The sequence below is a fragment of the Pseudomonas sp. DWP3-1-3b3 genome (assembly GCF_049896305.1).
Taxonomy (GTDB): Bacteria; Pseudomonadota; Gammaproteobacteria; order Pseudomonadales; family Pseudomonadaceae; genus Aquipseudomonas; species Aquipseudomonas azotoformans_A.
In genome coordinates, this window is the sequence record NZ_JAFCUA010000007.1 from 264943 (window position 1) to 281331 (window position 16389).

Annotated in this window: 18 protein-coding genes; 12 read left to right on the forward strand and 6 right to left on the reverse strand. The window is 61.3% G+C overall.

Annotation, left to right across the window (positions count from 1 at the left end):
* Nucleotides 1-7: 7 nt before the first annotated feature.
* The 3 genes from ACP7BX_RS22110 to nrdR are packed head-to-tail and all read right to left on the reverse strand — an operon-like array spanning nucleotide 8 to nucleotide 2316.
* Nucleotides 8-670 carry a riboflavin synthase gene (locus tag ACP7BX_RS22110; RefSeq protein ID WP_061434327.1) on the reverse strand — a complete coding sequence of 221 codons (663 nt, stop codon included), beginning with the start codon at nucleotides 668-670 and terminating at the stop codon, nucleotides 8-10.
* A gap of 48 nt (nucleotides 671-718) precedes the next feature.
* Entirely contained in the window at nucleotides 719-1855 is a 1137-nt protein-coding gene (ribD, locus tag ACP7BX_RS22115; protein ID WP_426131746.1) for a bifunctional diaminohydroxyphosphoribosylaminopyrimidine deaminase/5-amino-6-(5-phosphoribosylamino)uracil reductase RibD, read from the reverse strand.
* Nucleotides 1852-2316 carry a transcriptional regulator NrdR gene (nrdR, locus tag ACP7BX_RS22120; protein WP_010206843.1) on the reverse strand — a complete coding sequence of 155 codons (465 nt, stop codon included), beginning with the start codon at nucleotides 2314-2316 and terminating at the stop codon, nucleotides 1852-1854. Before nrdR ends, ribD begins: the two co-directional genes overlap by 4 nt.
* Nucleotides 2317-2456: 140 nt before the next feature.
* On the opposite strand from nrdR, the gene ACP7BX_RS22125 reads away from it, so the two are divergent.
* The 4 genes from ACP7BX_RS22125 to trxA all read left to right on the forward strand — a co-directional run bounded on the left by ACP7BX_RS22125 (nucleotide 2457) and on the right by trxA (nucleotide 5760).
* Complete coding sequence (locus ACP7BX_RS22125; protein WP_426131748.1) at nucleotides 2457-2912, forward strand: YbaY family lipoprotein; 456 nt, start codon at nucleotides 2457-2459, stop codon at nucleotides 2910-2912.
* Nucleotides 2909-3562, forward strand: coding sequence for a class I SAM-dependent methyltransferase (locus ACP7BX_RS22130; RefSeq protein ID WP_314533565.1), 654 nt, complete (start codon nucleotides 2909-2911; stop codon nucleotides 3560-3562). The genes ACP7BX_RS22125 and ACP7BX_RS22130 overlap by 4 nt, the downstream gene beginning before the upstream one ends.
* 251 nt (nucleotides 3563-3813) lie before the next feature.
* Nucleotides 3814-4815 (forward strand): Abi family protein, encoded by a 1002-nt coding sequence (locus tag ACP7BX_RS22135; protein WP_426131750.1) that lies wholly within the window; start codon nucleotides 3814-3816, stop codon nucleotides 4813-4815.
* A gap of 72 nt (nucleotides 4816-4887) precedes the next feature.
* Nucleotides 4888-5760 carry a thioredoxin gene (gene trxA / locus ACP7BX_RS22140; protein WP_033897966.1) on the forward strand — a complete coding sequence of 291 codons (873 nt, stop codon included), beginning with the start codon at nucleotides 4888-4890 and terminating at the stop codon, nucleotides 5758-5760.
* Here the strand turns inward: trxA and ACP7BX_RS22145 are convergent.
* Nucleotides 5757-6098 (reverse strand): hypothetical protein, encoded by a 342-nt coding sequence (locus ACP7BX_RS22145; RefSeq protein ID WP_038850113.1) that lies wholly within the window; start codon nucleotides 6096-6098, stop codon nucleotides 5757-5759. The genes trxA and ACP7BX_RS22145 overlap by 4 nt on opposite strands.
* A 131-nt stretch (nucleotides 6099-6229) precedes the next feature.
* Here ACP7BX_RS22145 and ACP7BX_RS22150 point away from each other — a divergent pair, with 131 nt between their 5' ends.
* The 5 genes from ACP7BX_RS22150 (at nucleotide 6230) to ACP7BX_RS22170 (ending at nucleotide 10139) form a co-directional block, all read left to right on the forward strand.
* Nucleotides 6230-6829: a DUF2796 domain-containing protein gene (locus ACP7BX_RS22150; protein ID WP_426131753.1), complete on the forward strand. Its 600-nt coding sequence runs from the start codon at nucleotides 6230-6232 to the stop codon at nucleotides 6827-6829.
* A gap of 6 nt (nucleotides 6830-6835) precedes the next feature.
* Nucleotides 6836-7546: an ABC transporter ATP-binding protein gene (locus ACP7BX_RS22155; RefSeq protein WP_033897969.1), complete on the forward strand. Its 711-nt coding sequence runs from the start codon at nucleotides 6836-6838 to the stop codon at nucleotides 7544-7546.
* Nucleotide 7547: 1 nt separating this feature from the next.
* Nucleotides 7548-8813 (forward strand): ABC transporter permease, encoded by a 1266-nt coding sequence (locus ACP7BX_RS22160; RefSeq protein WP_426131755.1) that lies wholly within the window; start codon nucleotides 7548-7550, stop codon nucleotides 8811-8813.
* An 11-nt stretch (nucleotides 8814-8824) separates the two neighbouring features.
* The gene (locus ACP7BX_RS22165) at nucleotides 8825-9346 is read left to right on the forward strand and encodes a DUF3299 domain-containing protein (protein WP_426131757.1); all 522 of its coding nucleotides are present in this window, start codon (nucleotides 8825-8827) and stop codon (nucleotides 9344-9346) included.
* Nucleotides 9347-9440: 94 nt separating this feature from the next.
* Nucleotides 9441-10139: an OmpW/AlkL family protein gene (locus ACP7BX_RS22170; protein WP_016978527.1), complete on the forward strand. Its 699-nt coding sequence runs from the start codon at nucleotides 9441-9443 to the stop codon at nucleotides 10137-10139.
* 42 nt (nucleotides 10140-10181) lie between these two features.
* On the opposite strand, the gene ACP7BX_RS22175 is transcribed toward ACP7BX_RS22170, so the two are convergent.
* Together ACP7BX_RS22175 and ACP7BX_RS22180 are read right to left on the reverse strand one after the other, a co-directional pair.
* A complete protein-coding gene (locus ACP7BX_RS22175; protein WP_082461511.1) occupies nucleotides 10182-11069 on the reverse strand; it encodes a sugar nucleotide-binding protein in 888 nt (295 codons plus the stop codon).
* A gap of 86 nt (nucleotides 11070-11155) precedes the next feature.
* Nucleotides 11156-13240, reverse strand: a complete 2085-nt coding sequence (locus ACP7BX_RS22180; RefSeq protein ID WP_426131760.1) for a mechanosensitive ion channel family protein — start codon at nucleotides 13238-13240, stop codon at nucleotides 11156-11158.
* A gap of 170 nt (nucleotides 13241-13410) precedes the next feature.
* Between ACP7BX_RS22180 and ACP7BX_RS22185 the strand changes: the two genes are divergently transcribed.
* From ACP7BX_RS22185 to ACP7BX_RS22195, 3 genes are read left to right on the forward strand one after another with little or no spacing between them, the layout of a single operon-like run.
* A complete protein-coding gene (locus ACP7BX_RS22185; protein WP_426131762.1) occupies nucleotides 13411-14190 on the forward strand; it encodes an endonuclease/exonuclease/phosphatase family protein in 780 nt (259 codons plus the stop codon).
* Nucleotides 14187-15449, forward strand: a complete 1263-nt coding sequence (clsB, locus tag ACP7BX_RS22190) for a cardiolipin synthase ClsB (protein WP_426131764.1) — start codon at nucleotides 14187-14189, stop codon at nucleotides 15447-15449. Before ACP7BX_RS22185 ends, clsB begins: the two co-directional genes overlap by 4 nt.
* Nucleotides 15439-16386 carry a lysylphosphatidylglycerol synthase domain-containing protein gene (locus ACP7BX_RS22195; RefSeq protein ID WP_426131766.1) on the forward strand — a complete coding sequence of 316 codons (948 nt, stop codon included), beginning with the start codon at nucleotides 15439-15441 and terminating at the stop codon, nucleotides 16384-16386. Before clsB ends, ACP7BX_RS22195 begins: the two co-directional genes overlap by 11 nt.
* Nucleotides 16387-16389 lie beyond the last annotated feature (3 nt).

Here is a 16389-nt window from a genome sequence, read left to right on the forward strand (position 1 = left end):
CCCTTGGTCAGGATTTCAGGTAGCCGTTAGCGGCCAGAAAACTTTCAGTGATGTTCCCGGATGCAGGCTCTGCGGCCTTATCGCCCAACAACAGGCGCTCCAGGTAACGGGCAAGCAAGTCCACTTCCAGGTTCACCCGGCGACCTGGCTGGTAAGACGCCATGATGGTTTCGCTGAGGGTGTGGGGAATGATGGTCAGTTCAAATTCGGCGCCGTTCACGGCGTTCACGGTCAGGCTGGTGCCGTCGACGGTGATCGAGCCTTTGTGGGCGATGTACTTGGCCAGCTCTTTCGGCGCACGGATGCGGAATTCCACAGCCCGAGCGTTTTCGCTACGGGCGACGACTTCACCAACGCCATCGACATGACCGCTGACCAGGTGGCCGCCCAGGCGGGTGGTCGGGGTCAGGGCTTTTTCCAGGTTGACCGGGCTGCCGGCCTTGAGGTCGTTCATCGCGGTGCAGTCCAGGGTTTCCCGGCTGACATCGGCGGCAAAACCGTTGCCTGGCAACTCGATGACGGTCAGGCACACACCATTGATGGCAATGCTGTCGCCCAACTTGACGTCGCCCAGATCGAGCTTGCCGGTTTCAACCGACAGGCGAACGTCGCCGCCTTTTGGGGTCATTGCACGAATGCTGCCGATGGATTCGATGATGCCGGTGAACATGGCCTTCTCCTGGAAAACGGTACGGGACACTTGAGCGTCCGGTCAGAATTATACGCTCGCTGCTGGCACAGGGATGGCAGTGACTCGCCAGTCGTCGCCTACAGCGCGCATTTCAGTGATCTTGAGTTGGGGGGCATCGGCCAGTTTCTCAAGCGGCCAGTCCAACAAAGGCCGGGCGGCGGAGCCGAGGAATTTGCCGGCGATGAAAATCACGTATTCATCCACCAGGCCTTGCTGGGCAAATGCACCGGCGAGGCTTGGGCCGGCTTCCACCAGCACTTCGTTGACGCCACGGGCCGCCAGCGCAACCAGCGCCGAGCGCAGGTCGACCTGGCCGTCTACGCCCGGCACCACCAGGCACTCGGGGCCACGGGGGAACTGGTTTTCCGGGGTCACGCAGGTGATGACCAACGCCGGGCCGGCCTTGAAGAATGGCGCATTGAGCGGCACGCGCAGGCGGCCGTCGATCAGCACACGCAACGGCGGGCGCGACATGGCCAGGGCCGTGGTGGCTTCATCCAGGCCGAGTTCGGCGGCGCGCACGGTCAGGCGTGCGCCGTCGGCCAGCACCGTGTCGGCGCCGGTCAGCACTACGCTGGCCTCGGCGCGCAGGCGTTGCACGGCGGCACGGGCGGCTGGGCCGGTGATCCACTGGCTTTCGCCACTGGCCATCGCGGTGCGGCCGTCCAGGCTCATCGCCAGCTTGACCCGCACGAAGGGCAGGCCATGTTCCATGCGCTTGAGGAAACCCGGATTCAACGCGCGTGCCTCAGCCTCCAACACACCGCTGCGCACTTCGATACCGGCTTGAGCCAAGCGCTGCATGCCGCGCCCCGCCACTTCCGGGTTCGGGTCCTGCATGCCGGCGACGACACGGGCCACGCCCGCCGTGACCAACGCATCCGCGCAAGGCGGCGTACGTCCATGGTGACTGCACGGTTCGAGGGTCACATACACCGTGGCGCCACGGGCTTTGGCTCCGGCGGCGCGCAGGGCGTTGGGTTCGGCGTGGGGTTCGCCGGTACGCTCATGCCAGCCTTCGCCGACAATCTGCCCGTCACGCACAATCACACAACCCACGCTTGGGTTGGGATGGGTGGTGTACAGGCCCTTGCGCGCCAGTTCCAGGGCACGGGCCATGTAATGGGCATCGAGCACAGCTTGTTCGGCAGACGGTGGGTTCATTCTTTGGCAGGCTCACGGGCCAGGCGGTCGATCTCTTCGCGGAACTCATTGAGGTCCTGGAAGCGTCGATACACCGAGGCGAAACGGATGTAGGCAACTTCGTCGAGCTTTTGCAGCTCGCCCATCACCAGTTCTCCAACCACCAGGCTCTTGACCTCGCGCTCGCCGGTCGCACGCAGCTTGTGCTTGATGTGCACCAGCGCCGCCTCCAGCCGCTCGACACTCACCGGGCGTTTTTCCAGGGCGCGCTGCATACCGGCGCGCAGTTTTTCTTCGTCGAAAGGCTGGCGGCTGCCGTCGGATTTGATCAGACGCGGCAATACCAGTTCGGCGGTTTCGAAGGTGGTGAAACGTTCACCGCAGGCCAGGCATTCGCGCCGGCGACGCACTTGATCGCCCTCGGCGACCAGACGCGAGTCAATGACCTTGGTGTCGTTGGCACCGCAGAAGGGACAGTGCATGGTAGGCAGGCAACAAATAAAGGGAGGGCCATGGTAGCGCATCCCCGTGGCAAGACAAGCCATAGCCTTTACGGTATATAGGCTGACTATTATGTTTCATATTTTTCAAGCCACGGATTTTGTCCTTTCTGGAGCCGTACATGCAGTTACGACCACTTGTTTTGCTCACCCTGTTCAGTTTCCTGGTCGCCTGCAGCAGCGAAGCCCCCAAGCCGGCCGCACCTCAGCCCACACCGGCCCAAGAGAAAAAAGTCCCCGGTCTTGAAGACATGGGCCCCCTGCCCGCCTACCAGCGGGAAATCAGCGGCAGCCTGACCAACATTCCAGCCGGTGCCGAAGTCGAGATGGCGTTGCTAGTGATCGATGACCGTTCGCGCCCGCAACAACTGCTCGCCAGCAGCGTGTTGAGCGGCAACGGCAAGCCCCTGGCCTTCCGCCTGCGCTTCAACCCCGAGGCGTTCCCGGCCGGTGCGCGGGTTGAACTGCGTGGTCGCGCCAGCCAGTCCGATCAACTGATCCTGCACCTGCCCGCCGTGCGCATCACCCAGGCGATCAGCCAGACCACCGGCCCCCTGCAACTCGTCAAGGCACCATGACACCACCGCTGGACCTGCAAGCCGCGCTGAGCGAACTGATCGGCGACGCGCACCTGGTGCCCTGCCCACTGCCGGGCACCGAGTTGTCGTTGTGGCTGCTGGATGCAGACAACATGGACCGCGCCTTCAGCCCCGAAGAAACCCGGCGCATCCTGCATGAACCGCCCTACTGGAGCTTTTGCTGGGCCAGCGGCCTGGCGCTGGCGCGGTACCTGGCGGCGAACCCGCAGTGGGTCGCGGGCAAGCGCGTGCTGGATTTTGGCGCGGGCTCCGGCGTGGCTGGGATTGCTGCCGTCAAAGCTGGGGCGCTGGAAGTGGTGGCTTGTGACCTGGACCCGCTGGCGCTGGCATCCTGCCGGGCGAATGCCGAACTCAACGGCGTAGAGCTGGGTTATTCGCAAGACTTCTTCGCCGAGGCCGACCGCTTCGATCTGATCCTGGTGGCGGATGTTCTCTACGACCGGGCGAACCTGCCGTTGCTGGATCAGTTCCTCACGCGAGGCCGCGAAGCGTTGGTGGCGGATTCACGCGTACGGGATTTTCAGCACCCGGATTATCGGCGACTGGAGATTCTTGATGCACTGACATTGCCGGATCTGGCGGAGCCTTGGGAGTTTCGCAAGGTGAGTCTTTACCACTCGCGGCGGTAGGCTTACACGTTACAAATTTCTGGCAATAGGTTGGTTGAGACAGGGAAAGAAACGCTGTGGAAAATACGCTCCTTTCGCACGCGGCCCGGATAATCGACCAGCATGCTCTCCCTTACAATTTCGCCTATTAATGCCTTGCAAAAGGTCAGGCAGCTGCCTAACCTCAGCGGCAATACACCCGCCATGCCTCTGGTTGCGTCAGTGACCAAGCACAAATTGTGCGGGTTTTTTATGCCCGGTGCTTTTTCGGCATGAGGTCATTCAGCAAGCCTGCCATCGACGTTCCTGCTCAGCTGGAACTGCTCAAGCGCCGCGGTTTGCTTATTCAAAATGAGGTTCGGGCCGGGTCTTTTTTACAGTCCGTCAGCTTCTTTCGATTAACCCCCTACATGCGCCCCTTTCAACAGCCGGAAGATATCGACCATCGCTTTCGTGACGGTTGCCAGTTTCGTCAACTGACCCGCCTATACGACTTTGACCGACGGCTCCGTTTACTGACGATGGATGCCATCGAAAGCGTCGAAATTGCATCACGCGCAGTTATCAGTAACCACATGGGAACTACACATGGCAGTCACTGGTATTCCCGTCCACAGATGTTCAACCCTGCATTTGATCATCAACGCCTGCTGACCACTCTGTCGATCAAACAATCCAACGCAACCCGTGACTATTTGCGCGAATGTGAGCGCATCGACAGACTGCACACAGATGAGCAAAGTAAAGCCAAGCTTAAACGCCACAGAGCGAAAGAAAGCTATGCCCGTCACTACTCGACAACCTACTCTCAGCCTCCTTTGATGCCTGGCTGGGCCATGCTGGAAGAATTGACGCTGGGTGACTTGTCACATCTGTACAAAGGCCTGGCCAAGGACTTCGATAAAAAGGCCATTGCCAAGCGCCTGGGACTTGCAGCGCCCCTGTTGCAGTCATGGCTGCACACTCTGACCACCATTCGAAACATGTGCGCTCATCATTCGCGAATGTGGAACCGGGAGTTGGGCATTCGTCCCGAATTGCCGAGGAAAGCCAACTTCCCATGGCCGGAACACCTTTTTCAGCCAGGGCCACACACGCGTATTTTCGCAGCGCTCTGCATTCTTAATCATTTGATGCATCGAGTGAGCCCCCACACCCGCTGGGACCAACGCCTGTATCAACTCATCCGCGAGTTCCCCGAAGTCAGCCTGAAACCAATGGGGTTCCCTGACGACTGGTACCAAGACCCTTTTTGGCACGCACCTCGAACCTGAACGCCATGCTGCTTCCGATAGCCAGCGCCAGCCCTTATAGTTGCGCCATTCCCGCTTTATTCGAGACGCCCCATGAGTGAGCCCACGCCGTACATCTTCGATGTCACCACCGCCAACTTTGACCAGGCAGTGATCCAGAACTCCTTCGAAAAACCCGTACTAGTGGATTTCTGGGCCGAGTGGTGCGCGCCGTGCAAGGCGTTGATGCCGATGCTCGCGAAAGTTGCCGAGAGTTATCAGGGTGAGTTGCTGCTGGCCAAGGTCGATTGCGAGGCCGAGCAGGATATTGTTGCGCGCTTTGGCATTCAAAGCCTGCCGACGGTGGTGTTGTTCAAGGACGGCCAGCCGGTGGACGGGTTTGCCGGGGCGCAGCCGGAGTCGGCGGTGCGCGCGATGCTGGAGCCGCATGTACAGATGCCGCCGCCAGCTGCGGCGGATCCGTTGGAGCAGGCCCAGGCGTTGTTTGCCGAAGGTCGCATCAGCGATGCCGAAGCCGTGCTGGTGGCATTGCTGGGCGAGGACAACACCAACGCTGCGGCGTTAATCCTGTACGCGCGCTGCCTGGCTGAGCGTGGTGAGTTGGGCGAAGCCCAGACCGTGCTGGACGCCGTGAAGAGCGACGACCACAAAGCCGCCCTCGCCGGCGCCAAGGCGCAGATCACCTTCCTGCGCCAGGCTGCCGACCTGCCAGACGCCGCCGACCTGAAAAGCCGCCTGGCGCAAAACCCGCAGGATGACGAAGCGGCCTACCAACTGGCGATCCAGCAACTGGCGCGCCAGCAGTACGACGCGGCGCTGGAGGGTTTGCTCAAGCTATTCATCCGTAACCGCAGCTACAGCGAAGGCCTGCCACACAAGACCTTGCTGCAGGTGTTCGAACTGCTGGGCAATGATCACCCGCTGGTGACCGTGTACCGCCGCAAGTTGTTTGCCGCGCTGTACTAATCGCCGACCCAGCTGTACAGCGGCGTATCGGCGCCGCTGGCCACTTTAACGTTCGAACTGTGGCGCAGGCGCACCAGCAGACGCTTGCCGGAGGCGGCATCGCCGGCCAAACCTTCCAACTGGTCGAGCAACTCCAGGCCGCTGAGCTGCCCGGCCTTGCGCAGCAGGTCCTGGGCGTTCTGCCACAGGTCGTCATTCTGCTTCACCGGTGTCGCTGTTGCTGCGGCGGGTACAGGCGCCGCCTGCAACTGTGCGCCGAGCCGAGCCCAATCGCCGTCGTCCAGTTCCAGGGTCAAGTCCACCGGCAAGTCGCCGACGGTTCCACGAATTCGCAACATCGTCCTTTCTCCTGCAGTTTTTCTGACAGGCATGCTCCCATGCAGCTTGCGCAACGCCAAGCGGGCGGTCAAACTCAGCGGCAATTGTTATAAGATCACATAACAAAACTTTCATGTTCTGGAGCCTTCTCATGCGCCGTCTGTTGCTTGCTTTGCCGTTCGCCCTGCTGCCATTGGCGGTTGCCCACGCTCATGATGATCACGACCATGAACACGGCAGCCTTGGCGCCCACGAACATGGCGTCGGTCGCCTCAACGCAGTGCTCGACGGCCAGGCGCTGGAGCTGGAACTGGACAGCCCGGCGATGAACCTGGTGGGTTTCGAACACTTGGCCACCACCCCGTCGGACAAAGCCAAGGTCGCCGCCGTGCGCAAACAGCTGGAAAACCCAGCCGCCCTGTTCAACCTGCCTAAGGGCGCCGGTTGCGTGGTCAGCAGCCAGGAACTCAATAGCCCGCTGTTTGGCGACAAGCCTGAAGCAGACCACGACGACGATGATGACCACGATCACGACGCCAAAGACGGCGCCCACGAGCACCATCACGACCACAGCGAAATCCACGCCCACTACCAGTTCACCTGTGCCACGCCGACGGCCTTGAGCATCCTCGACCTGACCCAGGTCTTCAAGACCTTCCCCGCCACCCAGAAAATTCAGGTACAACTGATCGGCCCGAGCGGCCAGCAAGGTGTTGAAGCGACGGCCACAGCAGCCACCCTGAAGTTCTGAGTTCACATGACCCACGCATTGATCGAACTGTCTGACCTGGGCTTCAACTGGCCCGGTCACCCGCAGTTGCTGGACATCCCCGCGTTCCGCCTGGACGCGGGGGAAACCCTGTTTCTCAAGGGCCCGAGCGGCAGTGGCAAAACCACGCTGCTGGGACTGCTTGGCGGCGTGCAGACACCCAACCAGGGCAGCATCCGTCTGCTCGGCCAGGAGCTGACCGAGCTCTCGGCCGGTGCCCGCGACCGTTTTCGCGTCGACCACACCGGCTACATCTTCCAGCAGTTCAACCTGCTGCCGTTCCTGTCGGTGCGCGAGAACGTCGAGTTGCCCTGCCATTTTTCCAAGTTGCGTGCGCAGCGGGCGAAACAGCGCCACGGCAGTGTCGACCAGGCCGCCGCCGCGTTGCTCGCACACCTTGGGTTGAAAGACAAAGCCCTGCTGGAACGCCGCGCCGACTCGCTGTCCATCGGCCAGCAACAACGGGTGGCCGCCGCCCGTGCATTGATCGGCCAACCGGAGCTGGTGATCGCCGACGAGCCCACTTCGGCCCTGGACTACGACGCCCGCGAAGCCTTCCTACAGCTGTTGTTTGCCGAATGCCGTGAAGCCGGCGCCAGCCTGTTGTTTGTCAGCCATGACCAGAGCCTGGCTTCGCTGTTCGACCGCAACCTGTCGCTGGCCGAACTCAATCGCGCCGCCACGCCCGCAGAGGTTTGAGATGTATCTGTTCCGTCTAGCCATGGCCAGCCTGGCTAACCGCCGCTTTACCGCGATCCTCACCGCGTTCGCCATCGCGCTTTCAGTCTGCTTGCTGCTCGCGGTAGAGCGGGTGCGCGTCGAGGCGCGCAACAGTTTCGCCAGCACCATCAGCGGCACCGACCTGATTGTCGGCGCGCGTTCCGGCTCCGTAAACCTGCTGCTGTACTCGGTATTCCGCATCGGCAACGCCACCAACAACATCCGTTGGGACAGCTTCGAGCATTTCGCCGCCAGCCCCCAAGTAAAGTGGGCCATCCCGATTTCCCTGGGTGACTCCCATCGCGGCTACCGCGTGATGGGCACCAACGAATCCTACTTCGAGCACTACCAATACGGCCGCAAGCAAAACCTCGAACTGGCCAGCGGCCGCGCCTTCGCCACCGACCCGTTTGAGGTGGTGCTCGGTGCAGAAGTGGCTGACGCCCTGCACTACAAGCTCGGCGACAAACTGGTGCTGGCCCATGGCGTGGCGGTGGTCAGCCTGGTGAAACACGATGACAAACCCTTCACCGTGGTCGGCATTCTCAAGCGCACCGGCACGCCAGTGGACCGCACATTGCACATCAGCCTCGGCGGCATGGAGGCGATCCATATCGACTGGCACAACGGCGTGCCAGCCCAAGGCAAAGGCCGCATCAGTGCCGACCAGGCGCGCAACATGGACCTCACGCCGCAGGCCATCACCGCGTTCATGCTCGGCCTGAACAACAAGATTTCCACCTTCGCCCTGCAACGGGAAATCAACGAATTCCGCGGCGAGCCGATGCTGGCGATCCTGCCCGGCGTGGCGCTGCAAGAGCTGTGGAGCATGATGGGCACCGCCGAAAAAGCACTGTTCGTGATCTCGTTGTTCGTAGTACTCACCGGCTTGATCGGCATGCTCACGGCGATCCTCACCAGCCTCAACGAACGACGTCGCGAAATGGCGATCTTGCGTTCGGTGGGTGCGCGCCCGTGGCATATCGCGACACTGCTGATCTTCGAAGCCTTCGCCCTGGCGTTGTCTGGCGTGGTTGCCGGCGTTGGCTTGCTCTATGTGTGCATCGCCGTCTCGCGCGGGTATCTGCAGGCAAACTACGGCCTGGACCTGCCGATGTCGTGGCCGAGCGAATATGAATGGACGCTGCTCGCCGGTATCCTGGGCGCTGCGCTGTTGATGGGCAGCGTGCCCGCGTGGCGCGCCTATCGGCAATCCCTGGCCGATGGCCTGTCCATACGTTTATGAGGAAGGCTTCGATGCGTCGTGCGCTGTTTGCGTTGTTGCTGCTGGTGGCCGTGCCCGTATGGGCCGATGAGCAGCTCAAGGATTTGTCGTGGCAGGAGATGATTCCGCCGGATGCACCGCCGGAAATCCCCAATATGAAACCGCTGCACGACTTGTCGAACATGGCCGATGCCTTGTCGGTCGAGGCAGCGCCAGCGGCCAAGCAGGACTTGCCCAACGCCCCGGTGGTGCAAAGCCTCGACGGCCAGCACATCCGACTGCCGGGCTACATCGTGCCGCTGGAAGTCAGTGAGGAAGGCCGCACGACGGAGTTCTTGCTGGTGCCGTATTTCGGCGCGTGCATCCATGTGCCGCCGCCGCCTTCGAACCAGATCGTGCATGTCAAAAGCGAAATCGGCGTGAAGCTCGATGAGCTGTACCAGCCATATTGGATCGAAGGCGCGATGCAAGTCAAACCGTCCACCAGCGAGCTGGCCGATGCCGGTTACCAGATGGATGCCGAGAAAATTTACATGTACGAACTGCCTGAATAAGGCTGATCGCCCTTTCATTGAGCTGAGTCAAAAGACCGGACGGAACGATCTTTACCATTGGACGTACAACTTTTAAACGTCCTTTGGAGCTCCCATGAACAAGTCTCTGCTCGGCGCGTCCCTCTTCGCGCTCGCCCTCGTCGCCCCCGTTGCACACGCTCACGAAGCGGGCGACATTCTGGTGCGCGCCGGTGCAATTACCGTGAACCCAAAGGCGGACAGCGGCCACGTCAAAGTTGACCAGGGTCCGTTGGCGGGCACCAACCTGGGCGGCAAGGCGACCATGAGCAGTGACACCCAACTGGGCCTGAACTTCGCCTACATGCTGACCAACCACGTCGGTATCGAACTGCTGGCCGCCACGCCGTTCGAGCATGATGTGAAGATCAAGGGCACCGCCCTGAGCCCGGCCAACGGCAAGCTCGGCACCCTGAAACACCTGCCGCCGACCCTGAGCGTCGTGTACTACCCACTCGACAACAAGTCGGCCTTCCAGCCGTACGTGGGCGCCGGTATCAACTACACCTGGATCTACGACGAACACGTCGGCAGCCGTGCCCAGGGCGCAGGCTTCAGCAACTTCAAGGCTGAAAACTCCTGGGGCTGGGCCGCACAGATCGGCGCGGACTACATGATCAACGACAAGTGGATGATCAACGCCCAGGCGCGCTACATCGACATCAGCACCAAGGCCACCGTGGAAAACAACGGCGTGGCACCGGGCACTCGCGCCAAGGTGAACGTTGATGTGGACCCGATGGTTTACATGGTGGGTATTGGCTACAAGTTCTAAAACCGCCGTACAAAAAAAGGCGCCTGTTTCAGGCGCCTTTTTTTATTGGCCGTGGCGGTAAAACCGATCCAGCAACGCCGGCAACCCCGCCCGCCATGCCCGTGGCTTGATGCCAAAGGTGTGGAGGATTTTCTTGCAGGCGAGCACCGCGTGTTGCGGTTCTTCGCTCGCATCCGGCCGGGCCGCGTGGGCCTGGGCGGTAGGCGATTCGATTGCCAGCGGATGATAGCTGCGCGCTTCGGTGAGGATCGCCTGCCCCAGCGCCAACGGTGTGGTCGCTTCCTGGCCGGCGTAGTGATAAGTGCCCCACAGCGGCGCAGCACAATCGAGCTGCTTGAGCACCGAGATGATCACCCGCGCCGCATCATCCACCGGCGTCGGGTTGCCGCGACGGTCGTCCGCCATCAGCAATTCATCCGGTTTCTCGGCCCGAGCCAAAAAGCGCCCGAGGGTGCCATCGACACTGTCATCCAGCAGCCAGCCAAACCGCAGCAACACATGCTGCGGGCAGGTGGCACGCACGCTCTGCTCGATGCGCCACAACGCCTGGCCGCGCAGGCCCAGGGGCACAGGCTCGTCTTTTTCGCTGTAGGCGGTGGCGCGGGAGCCATCGAACACGCGGTAGCTGGACGGTTGCAGCAGGGTGATGTTGTGGTGCTGGCACAGCTCGGCCAGCCGCTCGATGGCAAATTCCTGGGCAGCCAGACGGGTTTCGCTGACCGCTTCGGCCTGGAACCAGTCGAAATAGTAGGCGAGGTTGATCAACGCATCGGGACGGGTGTCGTCGAGCAATTGGGTGAGGCTCGCGGCATCCCAGCCGTCTTGGGGCGGTTTGGGTGCGAGGAAACCGATGTCTTCCTCTGCACCGAGGCGAATCAGCGCCTGCCCGAGGGCATTCCCGCCGCCCAGTAACATAAGGCGCATTCGCATAGATTGAGCAGGCCCGGTCTGTTTGGAACGAAGGTTTTCTGGTCTTGGCCAGAATCGTTGCATTTTGCGGGTTTGTAGCGCAACCGTCACGGATTAACTATCTTCGCGCCTGCCTCCGTCGGTTCATGCTCAAGGGCCGTCCGCACAGGCACCATGACCTGCTGTGGATAAGTCTGCGCGAAATGCACCTCGGCACAGTTATCCACAAGCTTTTTCAGGCGCTGGTTGAACGCGCGGCTCACCGCATATTGCCCACCCGACACCGTGCGGAACTGCGCCGTGAGCACCACGCCGTTGAGGTCCATCTTGTCGACGCCGAAGACTTCCAGCGGGCCTTGCAGGTTGTATTTGAGGAACACGTCATCCCGAATCGACTGCCCCGCCTCGCGGATCAACTCCACCGCCTTGTCCACGTCCGTGCCGTAGGTGAACTGCACCGAGAAGAACGCATAGGCAAATTGCCGCGACTGGTTGGTGACTGCCTTGATCTGTCCGAACGGCACCGAATGCACAAAGCCCTTGCCGTCGCGCAGGCGCAGGGTGCGAATGGTCAGGCCTTCGACGGTGCCTGCGTGGCCGGAGTCGAGTACCACCCAGTCGCCGATGGACAGCGTGTCTTCGATGATGATGAACAGCCCGGTGATCACATCTTGCACCAATTGCTGCGAGCCAAAACCAATGGCCAGGCCGACCACCCCGGCACCGGCCAGCAGCGGTGCGACGTTAATCCCGAGGTTGGCCATGGTGGTGATCGCGCAGATCACCACGAGGATGATCTTCACCGCATTGCGCAGCAGCGGCAGGATGGTTTTCACCCGCGTGCTCGGTTGGCGACTGGAGCGCTTGTTGACCGGCGGCTTCAGCGCTTCCTGGATCGCCGTGTCGAGCACCACCCAGAACAGCCAGGTCATCAGCAGGATCAAGCCGATGCTGCTGAGAGAATCACTGATCGCCCGGCCCACCGAGTTGCGCTGGGCGAATTCGAACAGCGACACACCCCAGATGCGTCCGAGGATTTCGATAAACGCGATGGCCATGACAATGCGCAGGATCGCGTGCAACAGGCTGAGGAAGCGTTCCTTATACGCGCTGCTGCGCTGGATCGCCACTTGGCTGCGGGACTTGAACAGATGTTGCAGCACCGTGCTGAGGAACACCGTGCCGATCAGCAGGATCGTGGTGAACAACGCACAGCGCAAGACCTTCTGGTTGTCGTCACCGGCGCCGATCAGGTTGATCGCCGACACCAGCACCATCAACAGGATCGGCCAATACCACAGGCCGGAAAATATCCGCAGCGATTGTTGCAGCGCCGGATGTTTAAGACGTTGAGCCAATGGCCGGTTGCGAATCAGGTGGGCCACCGGGCGGCGCAGGCGGACCACCAGCATGCCGAAAATCACCGCCGCAAACAGCCCGGTAAACACCGCGATGCTGCTGGTGATATTGCCACCGAGCTGACGGGCGATCTGTGGGCTGGTCAGCGCATCGCTGAGGGCGGCGAGGAAGCCGATCAGGAACAACGGCTTGGGGCAGTAGCTGCGAATGATCCGAACCGCCGGGCGCTTGTGCCCGACATTGAACATGACAATCACGCACAACAGCATCGAGGTGGAAAAGATGCCGCTACTGGTGGCGTAGGCAAAGCACAGCGCCAGCGCGCGACCTACAGAGGTGGGCAGAAAGTGACTGACATAAAGCGTCAGCGGCAGACAGACAAGCGCGGGAATCGTGTAGGGAATCACATACCCAAGCACCGCCAGCAGGCGTTCGCGACGTTCGAAGAAGGCACGGCGGCCCAGGCGCTGTACGATAAATCGCCCCAACAGCGTCAGCGCCACAAACGCGCCGACCCACACGCCGGACAACAACAGGAAATCCCCTGCCACGCTCCAGGGTGAACGCGCAGCGGTCTGGTTGACCAGCCGCCCGACCTCGTCGGCCGCTCGGTCCGCGCGCAGGCGCCACTCGTCGATCAGGTTCTGATTGAGGTCGAGCTTTTGCTGTACGTCATCGATGCTGGAACTGATCGCCCCCAGCAGCCCGCCCTCCACCAGCAACTCCGGCTTGGCCGGCGCTTCAGGTTCCGGCGCGGTGGCCGCCGCTTGCAGTGCGCCACTGCCGCAAAACAGCAGCGCGCCAAGCAGTAATGCAGTCTTGAGATTCAGCAAAACACTGAGCTCCTTCAGAAGGGTCTGTAAGGAACTGACGGGTTTGAACGTTGATCGTTCCCCTTCAGCGGCATCTTTATGCCGTCTGTAGGACGCTGGAAACTTTCCGTCAAAAATCACAGTCAGCCATAAACGGGGGCCAAGCCCCCACTTCTTTCACAGGAGCAATCATGGCTGCGATCCCCGACTGGGTGCCCATCACCCCCAGCGTCGCCATCACTCGCTTCACGGTGCTGACGGTCAATATCCACAAGGGCTTTACCGCCCTGAATCGACGTTTCATCCTGCCCGAGCTGCGCGAAGCGGTGCGCAGCGTGGGCGCCGACATGGTGTTCCTGCAGGAAATCCACGGCACCCACGAGCGCCATCCACAGCGCTTCAGCGACTGGCCGAACATGCCGCAGTACGAATTCCTCGCCGACAGCATCTGGCCGCAGTTCGCCTATGGCCGCAACGCGGTCTACCCCCATGGCGACCATGGCAATGCGTTGCTGTCGAAATTCCAGATCGTGCGCTACGACAATCTCGATATTTCCCAAAGCGGCCATGAAAACCGTGGCCTGCTGCATTGCGTGCTGCGCCTGCCAGGCAGCGGCCAGGAGATCCATGCGATCTGCATCCACCTGGGCTTGCGCGAAGTGCACCGCCAGCAGCAATTGCGCTTGATTGAGCAGCGCATCAGCGAGATACCGGCCGACGCCCCGCTGATCGTGGCCGGTGATTTCAACGATTGGCGCCAAAAGGCCGACCTGAGCAAGGCGGGCTTGAAGGAAGTGTTTATTGAATCCATCGGTAAACCTGCGCGTACCTTCCCGGCGCGTTTGCCCTTACTGCCGTTGGACCGGATTTATGTGCGCAATCTGAAAGTGCATAACCCTCGGGTGCTGACCACGCGGCCGTGGTCTCACCTGTCCGACCATGTGCCGCTGTCGGTCGAGGTCGAGCTATGAACGTGGCCGTGGAACATATCTCCACCGACCAGCCGCCGGACGAAGCCAAGGCCCGCGACCTGGATTACGGCTGGCAGAGTGGTAACCAGGTCCAATTGCTGGAGAACGGCGAGGCGTATTTTCCCAAGGTGTTCGAAGCCCTGCGCGCGGCCCGACGGGAGATTCTGCTGGAGACATTCATTCTTTTCGAAGACAAGGTAGGCCATGAACTGCACGGCATCCTGATCGAGGCCGCGCAGCGTGGGGTGAAGGTGGTGGCAAGCCTGGACGGTTTTGGTTGCGGCGAACTGAGCCCGTCGTTTCTGGGCGAACTGGCGGACGCCGGAGTGACGGTGCAGATGTTTGACCCGGCGTCCAAGACCCTGGGTTTTCGCACCAACTGGTTTCGTCGCCTGCACCGCAAGATTGTGGTGGTGGATGCAGAAGTGGCGTTTATCGGAGGGATCAACTTTTCTGCCGACCACTTGGGCGATTTCGGCCCCGAAGCCAAGCAGGATTACGCGGTGCAGGTGGTGGGCCCGGCGGTGGCGGACCTGCATCATTTCGCCCTGGCGCAAAGTGGTCGCCAGGTGCGCACGCGACGTGGCTGGCGGCGGCGCCAGCAACGGCCTTCGTTGTGGTCCACCGACCAGGGCGAAGGCCTGGTGCGCCTGATTTACCGCGACAACGTGCAGCATCGCGATGACATTGAAGAGGCGTACATCCACGCGCTGAGCAAGGCGCAACAGCGCGTGGTGATCGCCAACGCCTACTTCTTCCCCGGCTACCGCCTGCTGCGGGAAATACGCAATGCCGCGCGGCGTGGTGTGCAGGTGCAACTGATCATGCAGGGCCAGCCCGATGTGCTGCTGGCCAAGCTCGCGGCGCGGATGCTCTACGACTATTTGCTCAAGGACGGCGTGGTCATCCACGAATACTGCCAGCGCCCGCTGCACGGCAAGGTGGCGTTGGTGGATGATGAATGGAGCACCGTGGGGTCGAGCAATCTGGACCCGTTGAGCCTGTCGCTGAACCTGGAAGCCAACGTGTTGATTCGTGACCGCGCGTTCAATCAACAGCTGTATGAACGCCTGGAAATACTCGCCCGCGACCACTGCCAGACCATGCCGGAAAACCGCAAACCGCGCCTGTGGCTCTGGCGATTGACCGTGGGCTTCCTGGTGTTTCATGTGATGCGCCACTTCCCGGCCTTGACGGGATGGCTACCGGCACACAAGCCACGGTTGAAACCCATCGAGAGCCAGGCCAATGACCGCTGAATCCCGGTTCAAACGCTGGAAGAAACCGCTGACCATCGCCTTTTTCCTGGTGTTGATCGTGCTGTTCACCCTGCTCGCGCGGCGCATCGATTGGAGCGAGGTAGTGCAGACCCTGGGCGACTTCAAGGTGCGCACCCTGGTGATCGCCGGCGCACTGACTCTGTGCAGCTTTTTGGTGTACGCCAGCTTCGATTTGATCGGCCGCACCTACATTCGCCAGAACCTGGTGTGGAAGCAGATCCTACCCGTGGGCATCATCAGCTACGCGTTCAACCTCAACCTGAGCGCGTGGGTCGGCGGCATCGCCATGCGTTATCGCCTGTATTCGCGCTTGGGGGTGAGCAACGGCAATATCGCCAAGATCCTCGGCCTGAGCCTGGCCACCAATTGGTTTGGCTACATGGCGATCGCCGGGGTGGTGTTCAGCAGCGGTTTGGTGACCATGCCGCCGGGGTGGAAGGTCAGCACCACGGCCTTGCAAGGCATTGGCGCGTTGTTGGTACTGGCCAGCCTCGGCTATCTGGTGGCCTGCCAGTTTTCGAAAAAGCGTGCGTGGACGATTCGCGGCATGGAAATCAACCTGCCGTCCGTGCGCATGGCGTGCCTGCAATTGCTGCTCGGCGCATTGAATTGGTCGCTGATGGCGGCGGTGATCTTCACCTTATTGCCGGCCAAGCTGGATTATCCGCTGGTGCTGGGTGTGTTGCTGATCAGCGCGATTGCCGGAGTGCTCACCCATATTCCGGCAGGGCTGGGCGTGCTGGAAGCGGTGTTTATTGCACTGTTGCAGCATGAGGCGTCGCGGGGCAGTTTGCTTGCCGGGTTGATCGCGTATCGGGCGATTTACTTCATCTTGCCGCTGCTGATCGCGCTGGTGATGTACCTCGGTGTGGAGGCCAAGGCGAAGGCGTTGCGGGTGAAGAAAACACCCGCTTGAACG

What these genes read in the sequence shown, in the direction of transcription:
- ACP7BX_RS22110 (WP_061434327.1), bottom strand. Translation starts at nt 670, where the DNA reads ATGTTCACCGGCATCATCGAATCCATCGGCAGCATTCGTGCAATGACC.
- ribD (WP_426131746.1), bottom strand. Translation starts at nt 1,855, where the DNA reads ATGAACCCACCGTCTGCCGAACAAGCTGTGCTCGATGCCCATTACATG.
- nrdR (WP_010206843.1), bottom strand. Translation starts at nt 2,316, where the DNA reads ATGCACTGTCCCTTCTGCGGTGCCAACGACACCAAGGTCATTGACTCG.
- ACP7BX_RS22125 (WP_426131748.1), top strand. Translation starts at nt 2,457, where the DNA reads ATGCAGTTACGACCACTTGTTTTGCTCACCCTGTTCAGTTTCCTGGTC.
- ACP7BX_RS22130 (WP_314533565.1), top strand. Translation starts at nt 2,909, where the DNA reads ATGACACCACCGCTGGACCTGCAAGCCGCGCTGAGCGAACTGATCGGC.
- ACP7BX_RS22135 (WP_426131750.1), top strand. Translation starts at nt 3,814, where the DNA reads ATGAGGTCATTCAGCAAGCCTGCCATCGACGTTCCTGCTCAGCTGGAA.
- trxA (WP_033897966.1), top strand. Translation starts at nt 4,888, where the DNA reads ATGAGTGAGCCCACGCCGTACATCTTCGATGTCACCACCGCCAACTTT.
- ACP7BX_RS22145 (WP_038850113.1), bottom strand. Translation starts at nt 6,098, where the DNA reads ATGTTGCGAATTCGTGGAACCGTCGGCGACTTGCCGGTGGACTTGACC.
- ACP7BX_RS22150 (WP_426131753.1), top strand. Translation starts at nt 6,230, where the DNA reads ATGCGCCGTCTGTTGCTTGCTTTGCCGTTCGCCCTGCTGCCATTGGCG.
- ACP7BX_RS22155 (WP_033897969.1), top strand. Translation starts at nt 6,836, where the DNA reads ATGACCCACGCATTGATCGAACTGTCTGACCTGGGCTTCAACTGGCCC.
- ACP7BX_RS22160 (WP_426131755.1), top strand. Translation starts at nt 7,548, where the DNA reads ATGTATCTGTTCCGTCTAGCCATGGCCAGCCTGGCTAACCGCCGCTTT.
- ACP7BX_RS22165 (WP_426131757.1), top strand. Translation starts at nt 8,825, where the DNA reads ATGCGTCGTGCGCTGTTTGCGTTGTTGCTGCTGGTGGCCGTGCCCGTA.
- ACP7BX_RS22170 (WP_016978527.1), top strand. Translation starts at nt 9,441, where the DNA reads ATGAACAAGTCTCTGCTCGGCGCGTCCCTCTTCGCGCTCGCCCTCGTC.
- ACP7BX_RS22175 (WP_082461511.1), bottom strand. Translation starts at nt 11,069, where the DNA reads ATGCGAATGCGCCTTATGTTACTGGGCGGCGGGAATGCCCTCGGGCAG.
- ACP7BX_RS22185 (WP_426131762.1), top strand. Translation starts at nt 13,411, where the DNA reads ATGGCTGCGATCCCCGACTGGGTGCCCATCACCCCCAGCGTCGCCATC.
- clsB (WP_426131764.1), top strand. Translation starts at nt 14,187, where the DNA reads ATGAACGTGGCCGTGGAACATATCTCCACCGACCAGCCGCCGGACGAA.
- ACP7BX_RS22195 (WP_426131766.1), top strand. Translation starts at nt 15,439, where the DNA reads ATGACCGCTGAATCCCGGTTCAAACGCTGGAAGAAACCGCTGACCATC.